Below are 17,169 nucleotides of genomic sequence, written 5' to 3' on the forward strand. Positions count from 1 at the left end.
TAACGATGCCTCGTCGGCGACGCAGTCTCACCCTTTTTCTTGCGTTCTTCGCGATGCTGGCGTTCATGTTTTCGGGTGGGAACGGCGTGCCGCGAGTGGACGCCGTCGGCAAGGACGCGGCCTACGAGAACCTCCAGACTTTCACCAACATCCTCGCCATCGTCCAGAAGAACTACGTCGAGGAGGTCACGACCGAGCAACTCGTCGAGGGCGCGATCAACGGCATGCTGACCTCGCTGGATCCGCACAGCGCCTACCTCACGCCGGACCTTTACAAAGAGCTGCAGGTCGACACCAAGGGCAGTTTCGGCGGGCTCGGCATCGAGATCACGGTGCGCAACGGCGTCCTTACCGTCGTCGCGCCGATCGAGGACACGCCCGCCTCGCGCGCCGGCGTCAAGGCGGGCGACCAGGTCATCAAGATCGACGGCGAGTTCACCAAGGACATGACCCTCGTCGAGGCCGTGAAGAAGATGCGCGGCCCGAAGGGCAGCAAGGTCGTCATCTCCATCAAGCGCGAAGGCGTGAACTCGATCTTCGACGTCACGCTCGTGCGCGAGGTCATCAAGGTCCAGAGCGTCAAGTCGAAGATGCTCGACAAGGGCTACGGCTACATCCGGCTCGCGCAGTTCCAGGAGCGGAGCGCCAACGACGTCGAGCGCGCGCTCGAGCAGTGGGGTCGCGAGGGCGCGATCGAGGGCATCGTCCTCGACCTCCGCAACGATCCCGGCGGTCTCCTCACCCAGGCAGTCAAGGTTTCCGACCTCTTCCTCGACGCCGGCATGATCGTCTACACCGACGGCCGCCTCGAGAATCAGAAGCAGAAGTACTTTGCGCGTCGGCCCGGCAGCTACACCGATTTTCCGATGGTGGTGCTGGTGAACGGCGGCACCGCGAGCGCGTCGGAGATCGTCGCCGGCGCGCTGCAGGACCACAAGCGCGCCGTGATCCTCGGCACGACGACCTTCGGCAAGGGGTCGGTGCAGACGATCTTGCCGCTCGACGACAACTCGGCGCTGCGCCTGACGACGGCGCGCTACTACACCCCGAGCGGGCGCTCGATCCAGGCGACCGGCATCGTGCCGGACATCGTCATGGAGAACGTGCTGATGGCGCGGGTCGGCGAGCCGAGCAAGCGGGCGACGGGCCTCCGCGAGGCGAACCTGCCGCGGCACTTCGAGAACAGGAAGGGCGGCGCGCCGGCGGACGGCGAGCCGGACGGCGCGTCCGAGCCTCCGGCCGACGAGCTTCCCGAGCCCGAGGAGGAAGTCGGCATCAAGGAAGGCGAGCTCGGGAAGGACCCGCAGCTCGACCACGCGCTCGAGCTCCTGAAGAGCTGGAAGGTATTCAAGACGCTGGTCGCGAAGCGCGAAGAGTAGTCGGTGGGGCGGGCGCGCGCGGATGGGCGCGCGCCTCGGGCGGATGGGACGGAGGGGCGGTGGTGGCACCACGGCGGCAAGCGACACGGAAGCGTCGTCCGACGCGCGGCAAGCGTCGATCGGCCTTTGGCCCGCGTCTCGGCGCGGCCGCGATCGGTGTCGTCGCGCTCGCGGGCGTGGCGTTCTGGCTCCGGCCGCGCCATCTGCCGCCGCCCTCGTTGACGCCGCCGAAAATGGTGACGTCCGCCGAGCGCGTCGCGGCCGCGGCGCGGGCGAAAGCGGGAGCGAGCCCGGGTGCCGTCACGGCCGGGCCGGCGGCGACTCGGCAGGGCGAAGCGCCGGCCCCGCGCCGTGTATCGGCGCGCATCGCCGTCGTGATCGACGATCTCGGCGACAGCCTCGAGACCGCTCGCAGGGTGCTCGCGCTCGAGCCGGCCGTGACGGTGGCGGTGATCCCGTTTCGCGAGGCCTCGGCGGCGGTCGCCGCGGCCGCCGTGTCGAACGGACGCGAGGTCATCCTGCACCTGCCGCTCGAGCCGGAGCGCGGGGCGGCGATGGCGGGAGGCGGCGGCTTCCTGCGGACGTCGATGGAGCCGCAACACCTCGAGAGCCAGCTCGAGCGCGATCTGCGCGCAGTGCCCTACATCGTCGGCGTGAACGGCCACATGGGATCCCGTTTCACGAGCGACCCCCGCGCCATGAGGACGTTGCTCGCGGCGCTCCGCGCGCGCGGCCTCTTCTTCCTCGACAGCAAGACCAGCCCGGAGTCGCTGGCGGCCGAGCTCGCGGCGGGATTGCAGGTGCCGTTCGCCGAGCGGAGCGTCTTCCTCGATCACGACCCGTCGCCGGACGCTATCGTCCGTGCGCTCGCGGTCGCCGCCAAGACCGCGCGCCAAACCGGGCAGGCGATCGCCATTGGCCATCCGCATGCTTCGACGCTCACCGCGCTCGCGACCTGGTTGCCGGCAGCGGCGCGCGACGGCTTCGCGATCGTCCCGGTCTCCGCGCTCGTGCGGTGACGGCCGGCGGCGCGGGCCGCCGCGTCGACCTGCCCCGCGATTCAGGCTAGGGTCGGCGCGCATGGTCGTCGCCCGTTCTCGACGCGCGCCCGCGCCGCTCTCGGTGTCGCAGCTGACGGCGCTCGTGCGCGGCGCACTCGATCAGGAGATCGGGAACGTCCTCGTCGCCGGGGAGATCTCGAATCTCCGGCCCGCGGGCTCGGGGCACGTGTACTTCACGCTCAAGGACGACCGGAGCCAGTTGCGCTGCGTGATGTTCCGGAGCGTGGCGCAGCTGCTCGTATTCCGGCCCGAGAACGGCCAGGAGGTCGTTCTCGGGGGCCGCATCGACCTCTATCCCGCGCGTGGCGAGCTCCAGCTCTACGTCGACCGCATGGAGCCGCAAGGGCGGGGGGCGCTCCAGCTCGCCTTCGAGCAGATGAAGGCGCGGCTCGCAGCGGAGGGCCTTTTCGACGAGGACCGCAAGCGGTCGCTGCCCTTCTTCCCGTCCCGCATCGGGATCGCGACCGCGTTGAACGGCGCCGCGCTGCACGACATCCTGGTGATCCTGCGGGCGCGCTGCCCCGCGGTTCACGTGCTCGTGCGTCCGGTGCGCGTGCAGGGCGCCGGCTCCGCCGCCGACATCTGCCAGGCAATCGCGGACCTGAACGCGCATCCCGGTCTCGAGGTGCTGATCGTCGGCCGCGGCGGCGGCTCGCTCGAGGACCTCTGGTCGTTCAACGAGGAGTCGGTTGCGCGCGCCATCGCGGCGTCGCGCGTGCCGGTCGTGTCGGCGGTCGGGCACGAGGTCGACTTCACGATCGCCGACTTCGTCGCGGATCGTCGCGCCCCGACGCCGACGGCTGCCGCCGAGATGATCGTGCCGCGCCTCGCCGATCTCCGCGCGCTGGTCGTGCGCGGCCAGGCGGGGTTGGCGGGCGCGCTGGCGCGGCGCGCCGGGCGGGAGCGGCGCCACCTCGAGCAGTTGTCGGGCCGCCTCCGCGACCCGCGGCGGCGGATCCGCGATCTCCGCGCGGCGACCGACGCCGGGGCCGCGCGCCTCGATGCGGCGATGCGGCGTCGGCTCGTCTCCGTCCGTACGCGCACCGGCGCCGGCGCGCACCGGCTCGCCATGCAGCATCCGGGTACGCGGGTCGCGGCGCTCGCGCGCGCGGTCGCGCTCTTGCGCCATCGCTTGCACCTCGACGCGCGGCGGGCGCTCGCGACCGCGCAGGACCGGGTGGGGCGCGCGGCGGCTTCGCTGGACGGTCTGAGCCCGCTCGCGGTGCTCGCGCGCGGCTACAGCCTCGTACGGCGGGTCGACGACGGCGCGATCGTACGCGCGAGCGCGGCGCTCGCGCCCGGCGACGAGATCGACATCAGCTTCGCGGTCGGCTCCTCGCGCGCGCGCGTGCTCGCGCCCGCCCGCCGGCGCGCCGCGAAGCGTACCACCGGAGGATCCTCATGACCGAGACGAAACCCCAGAAGTTCGAAGACGGACTCGCCGAGCTCGAGGCGACGGTCGCACGGCTCGAATCCGGCGAGCTCTCGCTCGAAGACTCGCTCGCCGCGTTCGAGCGCGGCGTTGGGCTCGTGAAGTCCCTGAACGAGCGTCTCGGCGCGGTCGAGCAGCGCATCGAGATCCTCACGCGCGAGGGCAACGGCGCCCTCAAGGCGCGCCCGCTCGAGGCGGACCCGGAGTGAACGTCGAAGCCTACCTGGCCGAGCGCCGCGCGCTCGTCGACGCCGCGCTCGAACGGGCGCTCCGCCCGGGCGAAGGGACGCCGCCGCGTCTCCTCGAGGCGATGCGCTACGCCGTCCTCTCGGGGGGAAAGCGCGTACGCCCGATCCTCGCGCTCGCGGCGTGCGAGGCGGTGCCCGCCGACGGTCGGCGCGCGCTGCCGTTCGGCTGCGCGATCGAGCTGATCCACGCCTACTCGCTCGTGCACGACGATCTCCCCGCGATGGACGACGACACGCTCCGACGCGGCCGTCCGACGGTACATGTCCGGTACGGGGAGGCCCTCGCCATCCTCGTGGGCGACGCGCTTCTCACCGAGGCGTTCCGCGTCGCGGCCGAGGGGGCGCGCACGGCCGGCGTCGGCGCCGAGCACGTTCTCACGATGGTCGCGCGCATCGCGGCCGCTGCGGGCGCCGCCGGCATGGTGGGTGGTCAGGTCGCGGACCTCGAGGCGGAAGGCGGACGTCCCGACCACGCGACGGTCGAGGCCATCCACCGCCGCAAGACCGCGGCACTGATTTCCGCCGCGATCGACGTCGGCGCGCTCGCGGGCGGGGCCGACGGCGCGTGCCGTGAGGCGCTCGCGGAGTACGGGCGCGCGCTCGGCCTCGCGTTCCAGATCGCCGACGACATCCTCGACGCGACGGCGCCGACCGCCGTGACCGGAAAACGCGAGGGCGGTGACGTGGAGCACGGCAAGGCAACGTATCCCGCGGTGCTCGGCATCGACGGCGCACGCGCTGCCGCGCGGGAGCTCCTCGGGCGCTGTCTCGCGGCGACCGAGACCCTCGGCGAGTCCGCCGACCCGCTGCGCGCGATGGCGCGTTTCGTGGTCGAGCGCGCCAGCTGACTTCCCCAGGCGCGGGGCGATGGCGAAGGAGCGGGTCGACAAGCTCCTCGTCGAGCGCGGGCTCGCCCCGACGCGGGAGCATGCCCAGCGGTTGGTGATGGCGGGCCTCGTTTTCTCCGGCGACGCGGCGGTCGCGAAGCCGGGGACGCGGATGGCGGTCGGCGCGCCGCTCGACGTGCGCGGCGAGCCGCATCCGTTCGTGAGCCGCGGCGGCGCCAAGCTCGACGCCGCGCTCGGCGCGCTCGAGCTCGACGCTACGGGGCTCGTGGCACTCGACGTCGGGGCGTCGACCGGCGGTTTCACCGATTGCCTCCTCCAGCGCGGCGCGCGGCGCGTCTACGCGATCGACGTCGGCTACGGGCAACTCGCGTGGAAGCTCCGGACGGATCCGCGCGTCGTGAGCCGCGAGCGCACCAACGTACGCGACCTCGCGTGCGGCGCCTTCGACGAACCGATCGATCTCGTCACGATCGACGCGTCGTTCATTTCGCTCCGGCTCGTGCTTCCGGCGGTGCTGCGGCTCCTCGACGCGGACCGGCGCATCGTGGCGCTCGTGAAGCCGCAGTTCGAGGTGGGTAAGGGCGAGGTCGGAAAGGGCGGCGTCGTGCGCGACGCGGCCCGCCACGCGGAGGTTCTGGCGAGGCTGCAGCGCTCCGTGGCCGAGATCGGCCTGAGGGTGGACGCCGTCCTCGCGTCGCCGCTCCTCGGTCCCGCCGGCAATCGCGAGTTCTTCCTCGCGCTCACCACGACGCGTCCGCCCGCGCCCTGACCCGCGCCGGGATTCTCAGGCGGCGTGCGGATCGGCTCGCGCCAGGAGGTCGCGCACGGTGGCGCTCATGGCGGAGGTCGTGCGGCCGAACTCCGCGAGCGCCGCGGCGGTCGCGGGGAAGTCGACGTCCCAGCGCAGCGCGAGATCGACCCAGCGACGCTTGAGCGCCTCGAGGTCGGCGAGATCGACGCTGAGGCGCTCCCAGTGGTTGCGGCCGTCGCGAGGCGAGGTCGGGTCGGCCGGGTCGGCGTTGCCGGCGAGAGCGCGCAGCTCCGCGGCGACGCGGGCCGCCTGGGCGTCCGCTCGGTCGGCGAGGCCGACGAGGGTCGGGCCGAGCCGTGGATAGGGCACCCGGCCCGCGTGCCTCCGCAGTTGGGCCGCGATACGGCGGGCGTCGAGATACCCGGCCCTGAGATCGCCCGCGAAGCGGGCCCGAAGTGCCGCGGAGCCCTCGCCCGTCGCGCCCATGGCGGCGAGGTATCGGCGCCGTCGCGGCCTGTCAAACCGGCGGGCCCGAGTTTCCTTGCCGGACCGATTCGGGTAGAAGGGCCGGAGCCCAACCGATCGCGAGGAGACGCCGCGCATGGCCAGGATCACCGTCGAAGATTGTCTCGAGAACGTCGAGAACCGTTTCCAGCTCGTGCTGCTCGCCGCCAAACGCGCGAAACAACTCCTCAAGGGGTCGCGTCCCCTGCTCGAGAGCGACAACAAAGAGGTGGTGACGGCTCTACGCGAGATCGGCGCCGGCAAGGTCAAGATGGCGACCGAGGGCAAATCCGCGGCGGTGGCCGACCAAGCGAGCTGACCCCGCGTTCCGCCGGGCCGACGCGTCGGCGTGAGCCGATCCCGCGTCCGACCAGGCAGTGACGTCCATGGCGACACGCGATCTCTACGGTGAGCTCGGGGTCAAACGCAGCGCGACCGCGGACGAGATAAAGAAGGCCTACCGCAAGCTCGCTCGGAAGCACCATCCCGACGTCAATCCCGGGAACCGCGAGGCCGAGGAGCGCTTCAAGCGCATCTCGTTCGCGCACGATGTGCTCTCCGACGCGGAGAAGCGCAAGGTCTACGACGAGTTCGGTGAGGAGGGCCTGCAATCCGGCTTCGATGCCGATCGCGCGCGCGAGTTCAAGCGCGCTCAGGGGTCGGGGGGCGGCGGGTTCGGCGGCAAGGGCGGCGGCGCTCGCTACTCGAGCTTCGAGGACATCTTCGGCGACATCTTCGGCGGCGGGCGCGGCGCGGCGCTTGCGGAGCAGGGAGCGGACGTCGAGACCACGCTCGACATCGACCTCCTCGACGCGATCCGCGGCACGACGGCGACGGTGCAGCTCGCCAAGCCGGGCGAGTGCGCCGTCTGTCGCGGTACCGGTGGGCAGGGGCCCGGGACGACGTGTCCCGACTGCCGCGGTCGCGGGCAGGTCAAAATGGGGGGCGGCCCGATGTCGTTCGGCCGACGCTGTGAGCGCTGCGGCGGCTCCGGTCGGATCCCGTCCGAACCGTGTCCGGCGTGCCGCGGTCGCGGCATCACCGAGAAGCTCGAAAAGCTGAACGTGAAGATCCCTGCGGGCGTCGCCGACGGATCGCGCATTCGGCTCGCCGGGAAGGGGGGCGCGGGACGCGGCGGCGCGCCTCCCGGCGACCTCTACATCGTTGCGCGGGTCCGCTCGCACCCGCGCCTCGAGCGCCGCGACCGGGACCTCTACCTGCAGGTGCCGGTCACGATCGGCGAGGCGATGCACGGCGCCACCATCGACGTCCCGACGCCGGATGCCACCGTGAAGCTCAAGATCCCTCCGGGGAGCCAGAGCGGCAGCAAGCTCCGCCTGCGCGGCAAGGGCGTGCCCGCGATGAAGGGGGGCGAGCGCGGCGATCTCTACGTCGTCCTGCAGGTGCACGTGCCGCCCGATGGCGACGAACGCACGCGCGAGGCGGTGCGTGCCCTCGAGGCGAGCTATCAGGGGAGCCCGCGCGCGGGCTTCACGTTGTGATCATGTCGAGCAAGTACCTCCCGCTATCGGAAGCCGCGGCGCGCCTCGGGTGTTCCGCGGACTTCATCGAGAGCTTGGAGAGGGAAGGCCTGGTCGATCTGAAGCGAACACTCGACGACGTCGTCGTAATCTCGGCCGACGCGATCGAGCGCGTGCGCTTCATCGCGCTTCTCACCGAGGAGCTCGAGGTGAACTTGCCGGGCGCCGAGGTCATCGTGCACATGCGCGACGACATGATCGCGATGCAGCGGCAGTTCGAGGAGATCCTCGCGAGTCTCGTCGACGAGGTGAAGCGTGGCATCGCGAGCGGCGTCCGGCGGCCGCGGGGCGGCGAATGAGCCCGCGGCGCGCGCGCGGTCGCGCAACCGGCGTCTCGGCGCCCGCAGCAGGGTCCCATGCCGCGACCGAGCCGGTGCGCGATGGTGACGACGAGCGCGAGGTCGCGGTCGAGATCGTCCTCGACGACGCCCCCGACGCCGTCGAGCTGAAGTCCGATGCCGATACGCGCGGGAATGAGGGGTCCCGCAGTCCCGGGCGCGCGCCGGCGGACGCCGAGCCGGAAAGGGAAGAGCGCGGCGCGCTCGTCACGTACGATCCCCTGCAGCGCTACCTGCAGGAGATCCGCCGCTACTCGCTCTTGAGCCGCGAAGAGGAGCACGCCCTCGCCGTGCGCTATCAGGCCGAGGGCGACGTCGAGGCCGCGTACAAGCTCGTGACCGGGAACCTGCGCCTCGTCGTCATGATCGCACGCGAGTACCAGCGCTCGTTTCGCAACCTCCTCGACCTCGTCCAGGAGGGCAACATCGGCCTCATGGAGGCGGTGAAGAACTTCGATCCGTACCGCGGCGTCCGTTTCCCGTCGTACGCGGTCTGGTGGATCCGCGCGTACATCATCCGCTACGTCATCAACAACTGGCGCATGGTGAAGCTCGGCACCACCCAGGCGCAGCGGAAGCTCTTCTTCAACCTCCAGAAGGAGAAGGACCGGCTCGAGCGCGAGGGCTTCGTCGCCGGTCCCAAGCTCCTCGCCGACCGCCTCGGCGTGAAGGAGAAGGAGATCGTCGAGATGCAGCAACGTCTCGCCGCGAGCGATCTCTCGGTCGACACGCCGCTTCGCGACGGCGAGGACGCGACGATGCTCGACGTCCTCCGGAGCGACGCCGATACCGCCGAAGAGGCCGTCGCCGACGCCGAGTTCCGGACCCTCGTCGGCGCGCGCATCCGCGAGTTCGGGCAGATGCTGAAGGACAAAGATCGGGTCATCTTCGACCACCGCCTGCTCGCCGAGGACCCGATGACGCTCCAGGAGATCGGCGATCGCTACGGCATCAGCCGGGAACGAGTGCGGCAGATCGAGAACCGGGTGAAGCGGAAGCTCCGAGCGCATCTCGAGGAGCATTTTCCCGACCTGCGGGGCGTCGATCTGAGCTACGTCTGAACCGCGGATTCAGGCGAGGAGCGCGCGCGCCTCGTCGGACATCATCTCCGGTGCCCACGCGGGCTCGTCGACGAGGCTCACGAATACGCGGCCGATCTCGGGTATCCGGCGCGCGATCGTGCGGCTCGCGGTGTCGACCAGGTATCCCGATAGCGGGCACGTGGGCGACGTCATCGAGAGCTGCACGTGTACCGCATCCTCCTCGAGCGCGATGCCATAGACGAGTCCGAGGTCGACGACGTTCACGCCGATCTCGGGATCGATTACCAGCCGCAGCGCGTCGACCACGTCGTCAACGCGAGTCATGGAGCCTCCCGCGGACGACGGCGGCGATCGTGTTCGCGAAGAAGAGCGCGATCGCGGCGGCGTTCAGCAATGCGGCCCACTGGCGGATGCTCGCCGCGTCCGCGATGTCGGCGACCAGACGCGCCAGCAGCGAGGCGTGCAGCAGCGCGAGGTGGGCGTAGAAGGCGCGGTGGAAGGGGATGGCGACTCCGAGCACGGCGGGGAACACGATCGGCGCATGGCCGAAGATCATCGCGAAGACGAAGCCGAGGAAGACGGCGTGCAGCACGGCGTCGTACTGCGGCCCCGCGACCACGGCGCCGCCGCCGACCAGGAGTATCCCGGCGGCTGCCAGCCAGGCGTAGCCCGACAGGAGGCAGACCGCCGTGAATCGCGGCAAGCCGTGCTGTCGGACGGTGCGGCGTGCCAGGTCGTACCGTCCGAGCCAGGCGGCGAGCGCCGCGAGCGCGAGCCCGGTCGCGCGCGCGGAGGTCGGGCCGCCGACGCCGCCCGCCGCGACCGAGACGAGGAGGAGCGTGGCGACGGCGACGAAGCTCTCACGGCTGCCCCGCGCGGCCGGCAACAGGCGGGTGAGCTCGAGCCGCTCGGCGGCGATGGTCAGGACAAGGAAGGTCACCCACCACGACACGTAGGCCGGGCTCGCCGCGCCACCGAGCCAGAAGAGGTTGCCCACCATCCAGCAGGCGGCTCCGCACGTCATGACACCGAGGAAGAGCGTCGGCCGCGCCGCGACGACGCTGGTGAGCGCCGAGACGAGGACGAGGCTGCCGATCGTCGCCCCGGCCGGGGCGACGATGGCGGGCGCGCCGGCGACGTGGGCGAGGACGCCGAGGCCGCTCGCGATCGGACCGGCGTAGACCCAGGCGCGTCCGAGCGCGACCGCGCGTTCGAGCCCGATCAGGGTGCCGAGAAACCCCGCGATCATGAGCGGCCCGTGGTCGATCGGATACGCGGCGCCGGGACCGACGACCTCCCAGCCGATCCGGCGGAGGCCCGTGGCGATTCCGGCTGCGAGGGCCGCGAACGCGAGCGCGAGGACGGGAAGGCGATGCGCTTTCACGCCGGACGCGGCGAGCCCGTGCGCGGGGTGCGCGTCCGATCGCGTCGAGGCTGCGGCCCTCGCCATGCGTTGACGCGGGTGCAAGTTCCACACCGCGCGTCTCGTCGGTACCGTCGCGCGACGAAGCGCGCGCGCTTTCCCACCACTGCGAGCGGCTTTCGGGGCCGCTTCGCAGCCGTGAGAAAGAGCGGGAGGCAATGGCCTCACGCGGGAGTATCCGATCGAGAAGCTCCTGCGCGACGGCCGCGCGACGATGATCGGGGACGGTTGCTCGGAGCGGGGCCCTTGTTTTACCGGCGCCCGTGTGGAGTCTCTGCGGGGTGACCCGCGTCGACATCCCCGTGTCGCTCGCCGGCCTCGGTGAGCCGGCGGCGACCTCGCATCCCTTCTGGGGCCGCGCTTTCCGGCCCTTCTTCCTACTTGGCTGCGTCCAGGCCGCCTTTCTCGTGCCGCTCTGGACGGCGATGTGGCGCGGCGCGGTGCCGGCGCCCGCGTGGCTCACGCCACCGTGGTGGCACGCGCACGAGATGCTCTTCGGCTTCGTTGCGGCCGCGATCGCGGGCTTCCTGCTCACCGCCGCGCCGGTGTGGACCGGACGCCCGGCGCTCACCGGGGCGCCGCTCGCCGCGCTCGTGGCGCTCTGGGTCGCGGGACGGGCGGCGATGCTCGCCGCCGGCGTCCTGCCGCCCGCGCTCGTCGCGCTCGTCGACGGCGCATTCCTCCCGGCCGTGGCGCTCGTCGTCACGCGTACGGTGTGGCGTACCGGTCAGGTCCGCAACTACGGCGTCGTCGCCATGGTGATGGTCCTCGCGGCGACGAACCTCGCTGTGCACGCGCAGGCGCTCGATCTCGCCGACGCCTCCGCCGCCCGCGGTCTGCGGTGCGCGCTCGACCTCGTGACGGCGCTCGTGGTGGTGATCGGCGGACGGATCACGCCGGCCTTCACGGCCAACGCTTTCTTGCGGGCGGGCATCGACGCGGAGGTGCGGGGGTGGCGTTGGCTGGATCGCCTCGCCGTCGCGACGGCCGTGCTCGTGGTGGTCGGCGACCTCGTGGCGCCGGGGACCGCCGCGAGCGGAGTCCTCGCGGGCGCGGCGGCGCTCGCGGTCGGCGCGCGGCTCGCTGGATGGCGGAGCCTGCGCACCTGGCGCGATCCGCTCGTATGGTCGTTGCATGCCGGCATGGCGTGGGTCGTCGTCGGCTACCTGCTGGTCGCGGCCAGCAACCTCGGGGCCGCGATTGCACCGAGCGCCGGCGTCCATGCCCTCACGGCGGGCGCGATGGGCGCGATGATCATGGCGGTCGTGACGCGTGTGAGCCTTGGCCACACGGGTCGTCCGCTCGTTCTGCCACGCGGCGCGGCGGCCGCGTACGGCCTCGTCCACGCCGGCGCCCTTCTGCGCGTGTGCGCGGCGATCCATGCCGGCGCGGCCGGGACCCTCCTCGTCGCAGGGGGACTCGTCTGGGCGGCGGCGTTCGCCGTTTTCGTCTGGGTGTATGCTCCGATCCTCGTGAGCGCCCGCGCCGACGGGAAGCCGGGGTGATGTCGGTCACGTGGCGCGACCAGCGCCCCTTGCGGCGAATCCACGTGCGTGACGTCATGTGCGGATGAAGATGCCGAATCGTCCCCGCTACTGGAGCGTGATCGGTCCGATGCCCGCGGCGGAGCTGACCGCCACGTGCCGGATGCTCGAGGCCGTCGGCGTCGACGGCCTCTTCGCGCCGCAGGTGCTCGGGCCGCCGTGGATACCGCTCGCAGCGGCGGCGGCGGTGACCGAGCGCGTCCAGCTCGCGAGCGGCATCGCGATCGCGGCGGCGCGGAGCCCCTTCGAGACGGCGATGGCCGCACTCGACCTCGATCGCCTGAGCGGCGGACGGTTCGTGCTCGGGCTCGGGACGAGCGTGCTCGCGTGGACGCGCGGCATCTTCGGGTCGCCGGTCGAAAAGCAGGTCTCGCACCTCAGGGAGACGGTGGCCGCGATCCGGCACGTCATTGCCGGTGCCCACGCGGGGCTGGCGCCGTTCGAGGGCGAGTTCTATCGCGCGGACTTCCGGGAGCTCCAGCCGACGCCGCCTCCCGTGCGTTCCACCATCCCGATCTGGATCGCGGCTCTGCGCGAGAAGATGGTGGCCCTCGCGGCCGAGGTCGGCGATGGCCTCATCGGCCACCCGATGTGGTCCATCGAGTGGACGCTCGAGCGCATGCGGCCCGCCTTCGAAGCGGCGCTCACGCACGCCGGCCGGCGGCGCGCCGACGTCGAGGTGAACCTCTGGTACTGGGCTGCCCCCGGACCGGACGAGCGCCAGGCGCTCGACGATGCGCGGCCGACGATGGCGTTCTACGGCGGCGTCGCCCAGTACGAGCCGTTCTTCGCGGCCCACGGCTTCGCCGAGGTCGCGCAGAAGCTCCAGGCCGCCGTGCAGCGCGGCGACTACCGGAGCGCCGCGGCGCTCGTGCCCGACGACATGGTCCGGACCTTCGTCGCGGTCGGCGAGCGCGATGCGATCCGCGCGCGCTTCGCGGCGGTCGCGGAGTTTGCCGACTCCCTCTGCGTCGTGCCGCCGGTGTACGCGCTCGCGCCGGAACGGGCGATGGCGTACGGCGCCGGGATCGCCGAGGCGCTCTATGGGTCCTGATACGCCGGCGCCGGCCGATCTCATGCGCGCACGGCTCGGCGGATGCTATCGCGACGACGCCCCGTATCCCGCCGCCGTCGTGAACGTCACCAATCGGTGCAACCTCGCGTGCACGCACTGCTTCGTGTTCCGTGCCGGCAATCCCAACGAGGCGCCGACGTCGGTGCGCGACGAGATGAGCGACACGGCCGTCCTCGACACGCTCGTGCGCCTGCGCGACCGCCACGGGATCCGCACCATGCTCTGGATGGGGGGCGAGCCGCTCCTGCGCCGTGCGCTCCTGACGGCGGGCCTGCGACTCTTCGCGCGCAACGTCATCACCACCAATGGCACCGTGCCGCTCGTGGATTTCGGACCGGACGTCCTCTACGTCGTGAGCCTCGACGGCCCCGAGGACCTGAACGACGCGCTCCGCGGCGCCGGGACGTATCGGCGCGTCATGCGGACGCTCGACCGTCTGCCGTCCGGCTTCGCGACGCCGGTGCAGGTGCAGTGCGTGGTGACGCGCCGGAACGAGCATCGGCTCGAGGAGCTCGTGGCTGCGCTGCGTCGCACCTGCGTCCGCTGGCTCACCTTCAGTTGGTACGTCCCGCGACGCGACGACGCGAGCGGCGACGCGTGGCCGGACAACGCCGCCCGCGCCTGGTCGGTCGGCGAGGTGCAGCGGCTGAAACGCCTCCATCCCGGCTTCATCCGCAATTCCGCCGAGAGCCTTGCGCTCATGCTGCCGCCCGCGTGCGAGCGGGTGACGACCGCCTGTCCGGCGCAGGCGCACGTGCTGCCGCTCTGGATGGAGGGCGATCACTTCGCGACGCCGTACTGCTGCTACGGCAACGACGTCGACTGCGCCCGGTGCGGCGCATGGGTGGTCTTCAGCCTGGCCGCGAAACGCGCGGCCGCGGAGCGGGGCGGGGACGCGCCGGCGTGAAGCTGATCGAGGAGCTCCGTGCCGAGCACGAGCTGATCGAAGCCGTCGTCGGGGCGCTCCGCACGTGGGTCGAGCGGTACCTGGCCGGCGCGGCTGGCGCGGACGATGGCCTGCGCTTCGTGCGTTTCTTCCGCGTCTACGCCGCCGGGCTCCACCACGGGCGCGAGGAGGATCTGCTGTTTCGCGCGCTCGTCGGCTCGGCGTGCCTGCCCGACGCAGGTCCGATCGCCGTGTTGCGCGACGATCACCGGCGGACCGACGTCGTGCTCTCGCGGATCGAAGCGCTGGTGTCGAGCGCGTCTCCGCTCGACGAGACGCGCGCTCACGAGCTGCGGTGCCGCGCCGTCGAGTACTCGCACGCCTTGTGGCGGCACATCGACGCCGAGAACTCGGTGTTGTTTCCCGAGAGCGAGCCGCGCCTCCGGAGGGCCGGTGTCTTCGAGCTGCCGACTCGCCCGCCGACCGTCGAGGAGGACGAGGCGCACGACCTCGGCCGCGCGCTCGTGGCCGCCTACCCGCCGCTCCACGACCCCGAGGTCGTGCGCGGCGACGGCTGTGTCTGCTGCCCGGCCCTCGGCGAGAGCTGTCCCGGCCTTGAGCACGCGTGGTGGAGCGACTCGGAGTGGGAGGAGCTCGACGACCACCTCGGAGAGGGGTAGCGGCCCCGCCGCTCTTCACGATCGCGAGCCTTCAGGAGCCGGACCGTTCCTGCGGGAAGACGGCTTGCCGCCTCGGCCCGGCGGATGCCGTCCCCGCCCCGGCCGAACTCCCGGAAAACACTCCGAGAATGGGAATCGACGACCTTCGTCATGATGATCGCTGACGTTGGTCATAGGTGCATCACTAGCCCGTGCGTAGAGATGCCTCTAAGTATGGAGTCGTCTCTACGATTGTCGATGCCGGGGGCTCCGGGGCCCTGGCGCTCGAATCCATCGGAGGTGTCGCAATGACCGGAGGTGCCGCAATGACGTTGAGCCGGAACGCGGAAGCGGTGGCGCCGCCAGAGGCGCGCCCGACGGTGGTCGCCACCAAGCGCCTGTCCAGCAAGGAGGAGCCGCCCGGATCGGGCGAGGCCACCGGCTCCCGCGGCGCCATGCTGATGCGGTCGACCGGACTCGGGAAGGCGGAGCTCGTCGCCGAGATCGTCGGGCTGAGCCGCCAGGGTGACTACCTGATCATGGAGCTGCAGACCACCAAGCCGGTGCGATGGAAGATCCGCGGCGGTCTGAGCCACAAGGACCTGCGCATGCTCCTGCGGGCGATGATGAAGCGCTCCGTGATGTCGTTCCTGTTCAACGTCCGTGCGTGGTTCCGGGAGCCGGTACATCCAGGGGATTTCTGATGGCGGACCTGTCGTTCGACGCCGTCATCGTCGGGGGCGGTAACAAGGCGCTTCTGCTCGCGCTCTATCTCATCAAGTACGGCGGCATGAGCGTCGGCATCTTCGAACGGCGGCACGAGATCGGCGGTTGCTTGGCTACCGAGGAGCTCGCGGCTCCCGGCTTTCGCGGGAACACGCACGCGAACATCATCCTCCCCTGGTATTACGCGCCGATCTGGCGCGATTTCCCCCAGTTCTGGGACTACGGCGCGCAATGGGAGCAGCATACGTGCAGCGACGGATTCGTCTTCAAGGACAAGCAAAACTGCCTCGCGATCTACAGCGAGAAGCACGATCCCACGTGGGAGCGCACGGCGCAGGAAATCGCCCGCTTCTCGCAGCGGGACGCTGACACCTGGCGAAAGCTCCACGCGATCTCCGAATCCGAGGAGTACAAGCGCGTGCTCATCGACTCGCTGTTCTTGCCGGCGGAAGACCGGCTCACCGGCGCCGTCGAGGAACGCAAGATGATGATGTTCCCTGGGCTGATGGCCGCCGGCCTGGTTCCCGATTCTTTGTCCATGAAGGCGAGCGGCCTGCGCGCGGCCCAGGAATGGTTCGACAGCCCGGAGCTGCAGTCCTGCGTGCTGCGCTTCGCCGTGTCGTCCGTCATCGACATCAACGAGCCGGGCTTGGGCATGTACACGATGGGGATGGCGCTGACCCTGCCGACGATCGGCTTCAATCGCGGCGGCACGCATCAGATCGCGCACGCTGCCCATCAGATCCTCGTCCAGAGCGGATGCCGGTTCTTCACCAACGTGGAGGTGCAGCGCGCCGTCATCGAGAACGGGACGGTGACCGGCATCCGGCTCGCCGACGGCACCGAGGTCGCCGCCCGCAAGCTCGTGGTGAGCACGCTCTCGCCGCGGCAGCTGATCTTCGAGCTGATCGGCGAACAGCATTGCGACGCCACGTTGAAGAAGCGCGTCGACCTCCTGGATGACACGTTCGGCTGCCTGATGTGGTACAGCTTCGCGGTTCACGAGGCGCCGTCGTACGAGGCCGAGCGCTTCAACCCCGACATCCACGAATGCCAGTGGCTGGGAATGCAGCCGGATCCCGACCCCATGCACATCGCGCGCGAGTGCATGTACCAGAAGCTCGGGAAGTTCCCTCCGCTGGAGGATTATGCGCCCACGGTCGGCTGTCACAGCCTCGTGGATCCGGCCTTCGCGCCGCCCGGGAAGCACGTGGTGTTCAACGAGCAGCTCGGTCCGCCCGCCGGCGCGCACACCGAGAAGGAGTGGTTGGAGATCAAGAAGCGCTATGCGGACGAGCTGATCGGCCTCTGGCAGGACTACGCACCGAACATGACCTGGGACAACGTGATCGGCGTCGACACGAACACGTCGTATGACCACAGGCGAATGCGCAACCTGGGCATCAACGGAACGATGGCCGGCATCGATCGGTCCCCGTTCCAGATCGAAGAGAACCGTCCGACGCCGGAGCTCGCCAACCATCGCACGCCCATCAAGAACCTCTACGCCACGGGCGGCGCGTGGCACGTCGGATCCAATGCCGGCTCGACCGAGGCGTACAACTGCTACCGCGTCATCGCCAAGGACCTCGGGCTCGGGAAGCCGTGGGAGGAACCCGGCAAGGAAGAGCCCGATTCGCTCGTCGCGCAGCTCGCGATCGTGAAGCAGCGGGTACGGGAGGCGTGCCGCCGATAGGCGTCGCCGCGGCGA

Annotated in this window: 19 protein-coding genes; 16 read left to right on the forward strand and 3 right to left on the reverse strand. The window is 71.0% G+C overall.

Annotated features, from left to right (window positions below; translation table 11 throughout):
* Positions 1–5 precede the first annotated feature (5 nt).
* From IT293_16335 to IT293_16360, 6 genes are all read left to right on the forward strand, one after another.
* A complete protein-coding gene (locus IT293_16335; protein ID MCC6766229.1) occupies positions 6–1,379 on the forward strand; it encodes a S41 family peptidase in 1,374 nt (457 codons plus the stop codon).
* 62 nt (positions 1,380–1,441) lie between these two features.
* A complete protein-coding gene (locus IT293_16340; protein MCC6766230.1) occupies positions 1,442–2,398 on the forward strand; it encodes a divergent polysaccharide deacetylase family protein in 957 nt (318 codons plus the stop codon).
* A gap of 61 nt (positions 2,399–2,459) precedes the next feature.
* Positions 2,460–3,845, forward strand: a complete 1,386-nt coding sequence (locus tag IT293_16345; protein ID MCC6766231.1) for an exodeoxyribonuclease VII large subunit — start codon at positions 2,460–2,462, stop codon at positions 3,843–3,845.
* Positions 3,842–4,081 (forward strand): exodeoxyribonuclease VII small subunit, encoded by a 240-nt coding sequence (locus IT293_16350; GenBank protein MCC6766232.1) that lies wholly within the window; start codon positions 3,842–3,844, stop codon positions 4,079–4,081. Before IT293_16345 ends, IT293_16350 begins: the two co-directional genes overlap by 4 nt.
* Positions 4,078–4,968, forward strand: coding sequence for a polyprenyl synthetase family protein (locus IT293_16355; protein ID MCC6766233.1), 891 nt, complete (start codon positions 4,078–4,080; stop codon positions 4,966–4,968). Before IT293_16350 ends, IT293_16355 begins: the two co-directional genes overlap by 4 nt.
* A 19-nt stretch (positions 4,969–4,987) precedes the next feature.
* Complete coding sequence (locus tag IT293_16360) at positions 4,988–5,737, forward strand: TlyA family RNA methyltransferase (GenBank protein MCC6766234.1); 750 nt, start codon at positions 4,988–4,990, stop codon at positions 5,735–5,737.
* 15 nt (positions 5,738–5,752) lie between these two features.
* On the opposite strand, the gene IT293_16365 is transcribed toward IT293_16360, so the two are convergent.
* A complete protein-coding gene (locus IT293_16365; protein MCC6766235.1) occupies positions 5,753–6,205 on the reverse strand; it encodes a hypothetical protein in 453 nt (150 codons plus the stop codon).
* A 115-nt stretch (positions 6,206–6,320) separates the two neighbouring features.
* Between IT293_16365 and IT293_16370 the strand changes: the two genes are divergently transcribed.
* From IT293_16370 to IT293_16385, 4 genes are all read left to right on the forward strand, one after another.
* The gene (locus IT293_16370) at positions 6,321–6,542 is read left to right on the forward strand and encodes a DNA-directed RNA polymerase subunit omega (protein MCC6766236.1); all 222 of its coding nucleotides are present in this window, start codon (positions 6,321–6,323) and stop codon (positions 6,540–6,542) included.
* A gap of 67 nt (positions 6,543–6,609) precedes the next feature.
* Complete coding sequence (gene dnaJ, locus IT293_16375) at positions 6,610–7,725, forward strand: molecular chaperone DnaJ (GenBank protein MCC6766237.1); 1,116 nt, start codon at positions 6,610–6,612, stop codon at positions 7,723–7,725.
* Positions 7,726–7,727: 2 nt separating this feature from the next.
* Positions 7,728–8,063 carry a hypothetical protein gene (locus tag IT293_16380; protein MCC6766238.1) on the forward strand — a complete coding sequence of 112 codons (336 nt, stop codon included), beginning with the start codon at positions 7,728–7,730 and terminating at the stop codon, positions 8,061–8,063.
* 74 nt (positions 8,064–8,137) lie between these two features.
* Entirely contained in the window at positions 8,138–9,163 is a 1,026-nt protein-coding gene (locus IT293_16385) for an RNA polymerase factor sigma-32 (protein MCC6766239.1), read from the forward strand.
* Between the two features lie 9 nt (positions 9,164–9,172).
* Here the strand turns inward: IT293_16385 and IT293_16390 are convergent, their stop codons facing one another.
* Complete coding sequence (locus tag IT293_16390) at positions 9,173–9,469, reverse strand: metal-sulfur cluster assembly factor (GenBank protein ID MCC6766240.1); 297 nt, start codon at positions 9,467–9,469, stop codon at positions 9,173–9,175.
* The gene (locus IT293_16395) at positions 9,456–10,529 is read right to left on the reverse strand and encodes a hypothetical protein (GenBank protein ID MCC6766241.1); all 1,074 of its coding nucleotides are present in this window, start codon (positions 10,527–10,529) and stop codon (positions 9,456–9,458) included. The genes IT293_16390 and IT293_16395 overlap by 14 nt, the downstream gene beginning before the upstream one ends.
* 302 nt (positions 10,530–10,831) lie before the next feature.
* On the opposite strand from IT293_16395, the gene IT293_16400 reads away from it, so the two are divergent.
* The 6 genes from IT293_16400 to IT293_16425 all read left to right on the forward strand — a co-directional run bounded on the left by IT293_16400 (position 10,832) and on the right by IT293_16425 (position 17,154).
* Positions 10,832–12,073: an NnrS family protein gene (locus IT293_16400; protein ID MCC6766242.1), complete on the forward strand. Its 1,242-nt coding sequence runs from the start codon at positions 10,832–10,834 to the stop codon at positions 12,071–12,073.
* Positions 12,074–12,143: 70 nt separating this feature from the next.
* Positions 12,144–13,166 carry an LLM class flavin-dependent oxidoreductase gene (locus IT293_16405; protein ID MCC6766243.1) on the forward strand — a complete coding sequence of 341 codons (1,023 nt, stop codon included), beginning with the start codon at positions 12,144–12,146 and terminating at the stop codon, positions 13,164–13,166.
* Positions 13,167–13,188: 22 nt separating this feature from the next.
* Positions 13,189–14,094, forward strand: coding sequence for a radical SAM protein (locus IT293_16410; protein MCC6766244.1), 906 nt, complete (start codon positions 13,189–13,191; stop codon positions 14,092–14,094).
* A complete protein-coding gene (locus IT293_16415; protein ID MCC6766245.1) occupies positions 14,091–14,753 on the forward strand; it encodes a hemerythrin domain-containing protein in 663 nt (220 codons plus the stop codon). The genes IT293_16410 and IT293_16415 overlap by 4 nt, the downstream gene beginning before the upstream one ends.
* Before the next feature lie 305 nt (positions 14,754–15,058).
* Positions 15,059–15,436 (forward strand): hypothetical protein, encoded by a 378-nt coding sequence (locus tag IT293_16420; protein ID MCC6766246.1) that lies wholly within the window; start codon positions 15,059–15,061, stop codon positions 15,434–15,436.
* On the forward strand, positions 15,436–17,154 hold the full coding sequence (locus IT293_16425) for an NAD(P)/FAD-dependent oxidoreductase (protein MCC6766247.1): 1,719 nt from the start codon (positions 15,436–15,438) through the stop codon (positions 17,152–17,154). Before IT293_16420 ends, IT293_16425 begins: the two co-directional genes overlap by 1 nt.
* Positions 17,155–17,169: the final 15 nt, after the last annotated feature.

The sequence above is a fragment of the Deltaproteobacteria bacterium genome, assembly GCA_020848745.1.
GTDB lineage: Bacteria > Desulfobacterota > Binatia > UTPRO1 > UTPRO1 > UTPRO1.

Coding starts and splice junctions, on each gene's coding strand:
- IT293_16350 (MCC6766232.1), top strand. CDS start 3,842: ATGACCGAGACGAAACCCCAGAAGTTCGAAGACGGACTCGCCGAGCTC.
- IT293_16405 (MCC6766243.1), top strand. CDS start 12,144: ATGCCGAATCGTCCCCGCTACTGGAGCGTGATCGGTCCGATGCCCGCG.
- IT293_16390 (MCC6766240.1), bottom strand. CDS start 9,469: ATGACTCGCGTTGACGACGTGGTCGACGCGCTGCGGCTGGTAATCGAT.
- IT293_16335 (MCC6766229.1), top strand. CDS start 6: ATGCCTCGTCGGCGACGCAGTCTCACCCTTTTTCTTGCGTTCTTCGCG.
- IT293_16360 (MCC6766234.1), top strand. CDS start 4,988: ATGGCGAAGGAGCGGGTCGACAAGCTCCTCGTCGAGCGCGGGCTCGCC.
- IT293_16345 (MCC6766231.1), top strand. CDS start 2,460: ATGGTCGTCGCCCGTTCTCGACGCGCGCCCGCGCCGCTCTCGGTGTCG.
- IT293_16365 (MCC6766235.1), bottom strand. CDS start 6,205: ATGGGCGCGACGGGCGAGGGCTCCGCGGCACTTCGGGCCCGCTTCGCG.
- dnaJ (MCC6766237.1), top strand. CDS start 6,610: ATGGCGACACGCGATCTCTACGGTGAGCTCGGGGTCAAACGCAGCGCG.
- IT293_16425 (MCC6766247.1), top strand. CDS start 15,436: ATGGCGGACCTGTCGTTCGACGCCGTCATCGTCGGGGGCGGTAACAAG.
- IT293_16410 (MCC6766244.1), top strand. CDS start 13,189: ATGCGCGCACGGCTCGGCGGATGCTATCGCGACGACGCCCCGTATCCC.
- IT293_16380 (MCC6766238.1), top strand. CDS start 7,728: ATGTCGAGCAAGTACCTCCCGCTATCGGAAGCCGCGGCGCGCCTCGGG.
- IT293_16370 (MCC6766236.1), top strand. CDS start 6,321: ATGGCCAGGATCACCGTCGAAGATTGTCTCGAGAACGTCGAGAACCGT.
- IT293_16420 (MCC6766246.1), top strand. CDS start 15,059: ATGACGTTGAGCCGGAACGCGGAAGCGGTGGCGCCGCCAGAGGCGCGC.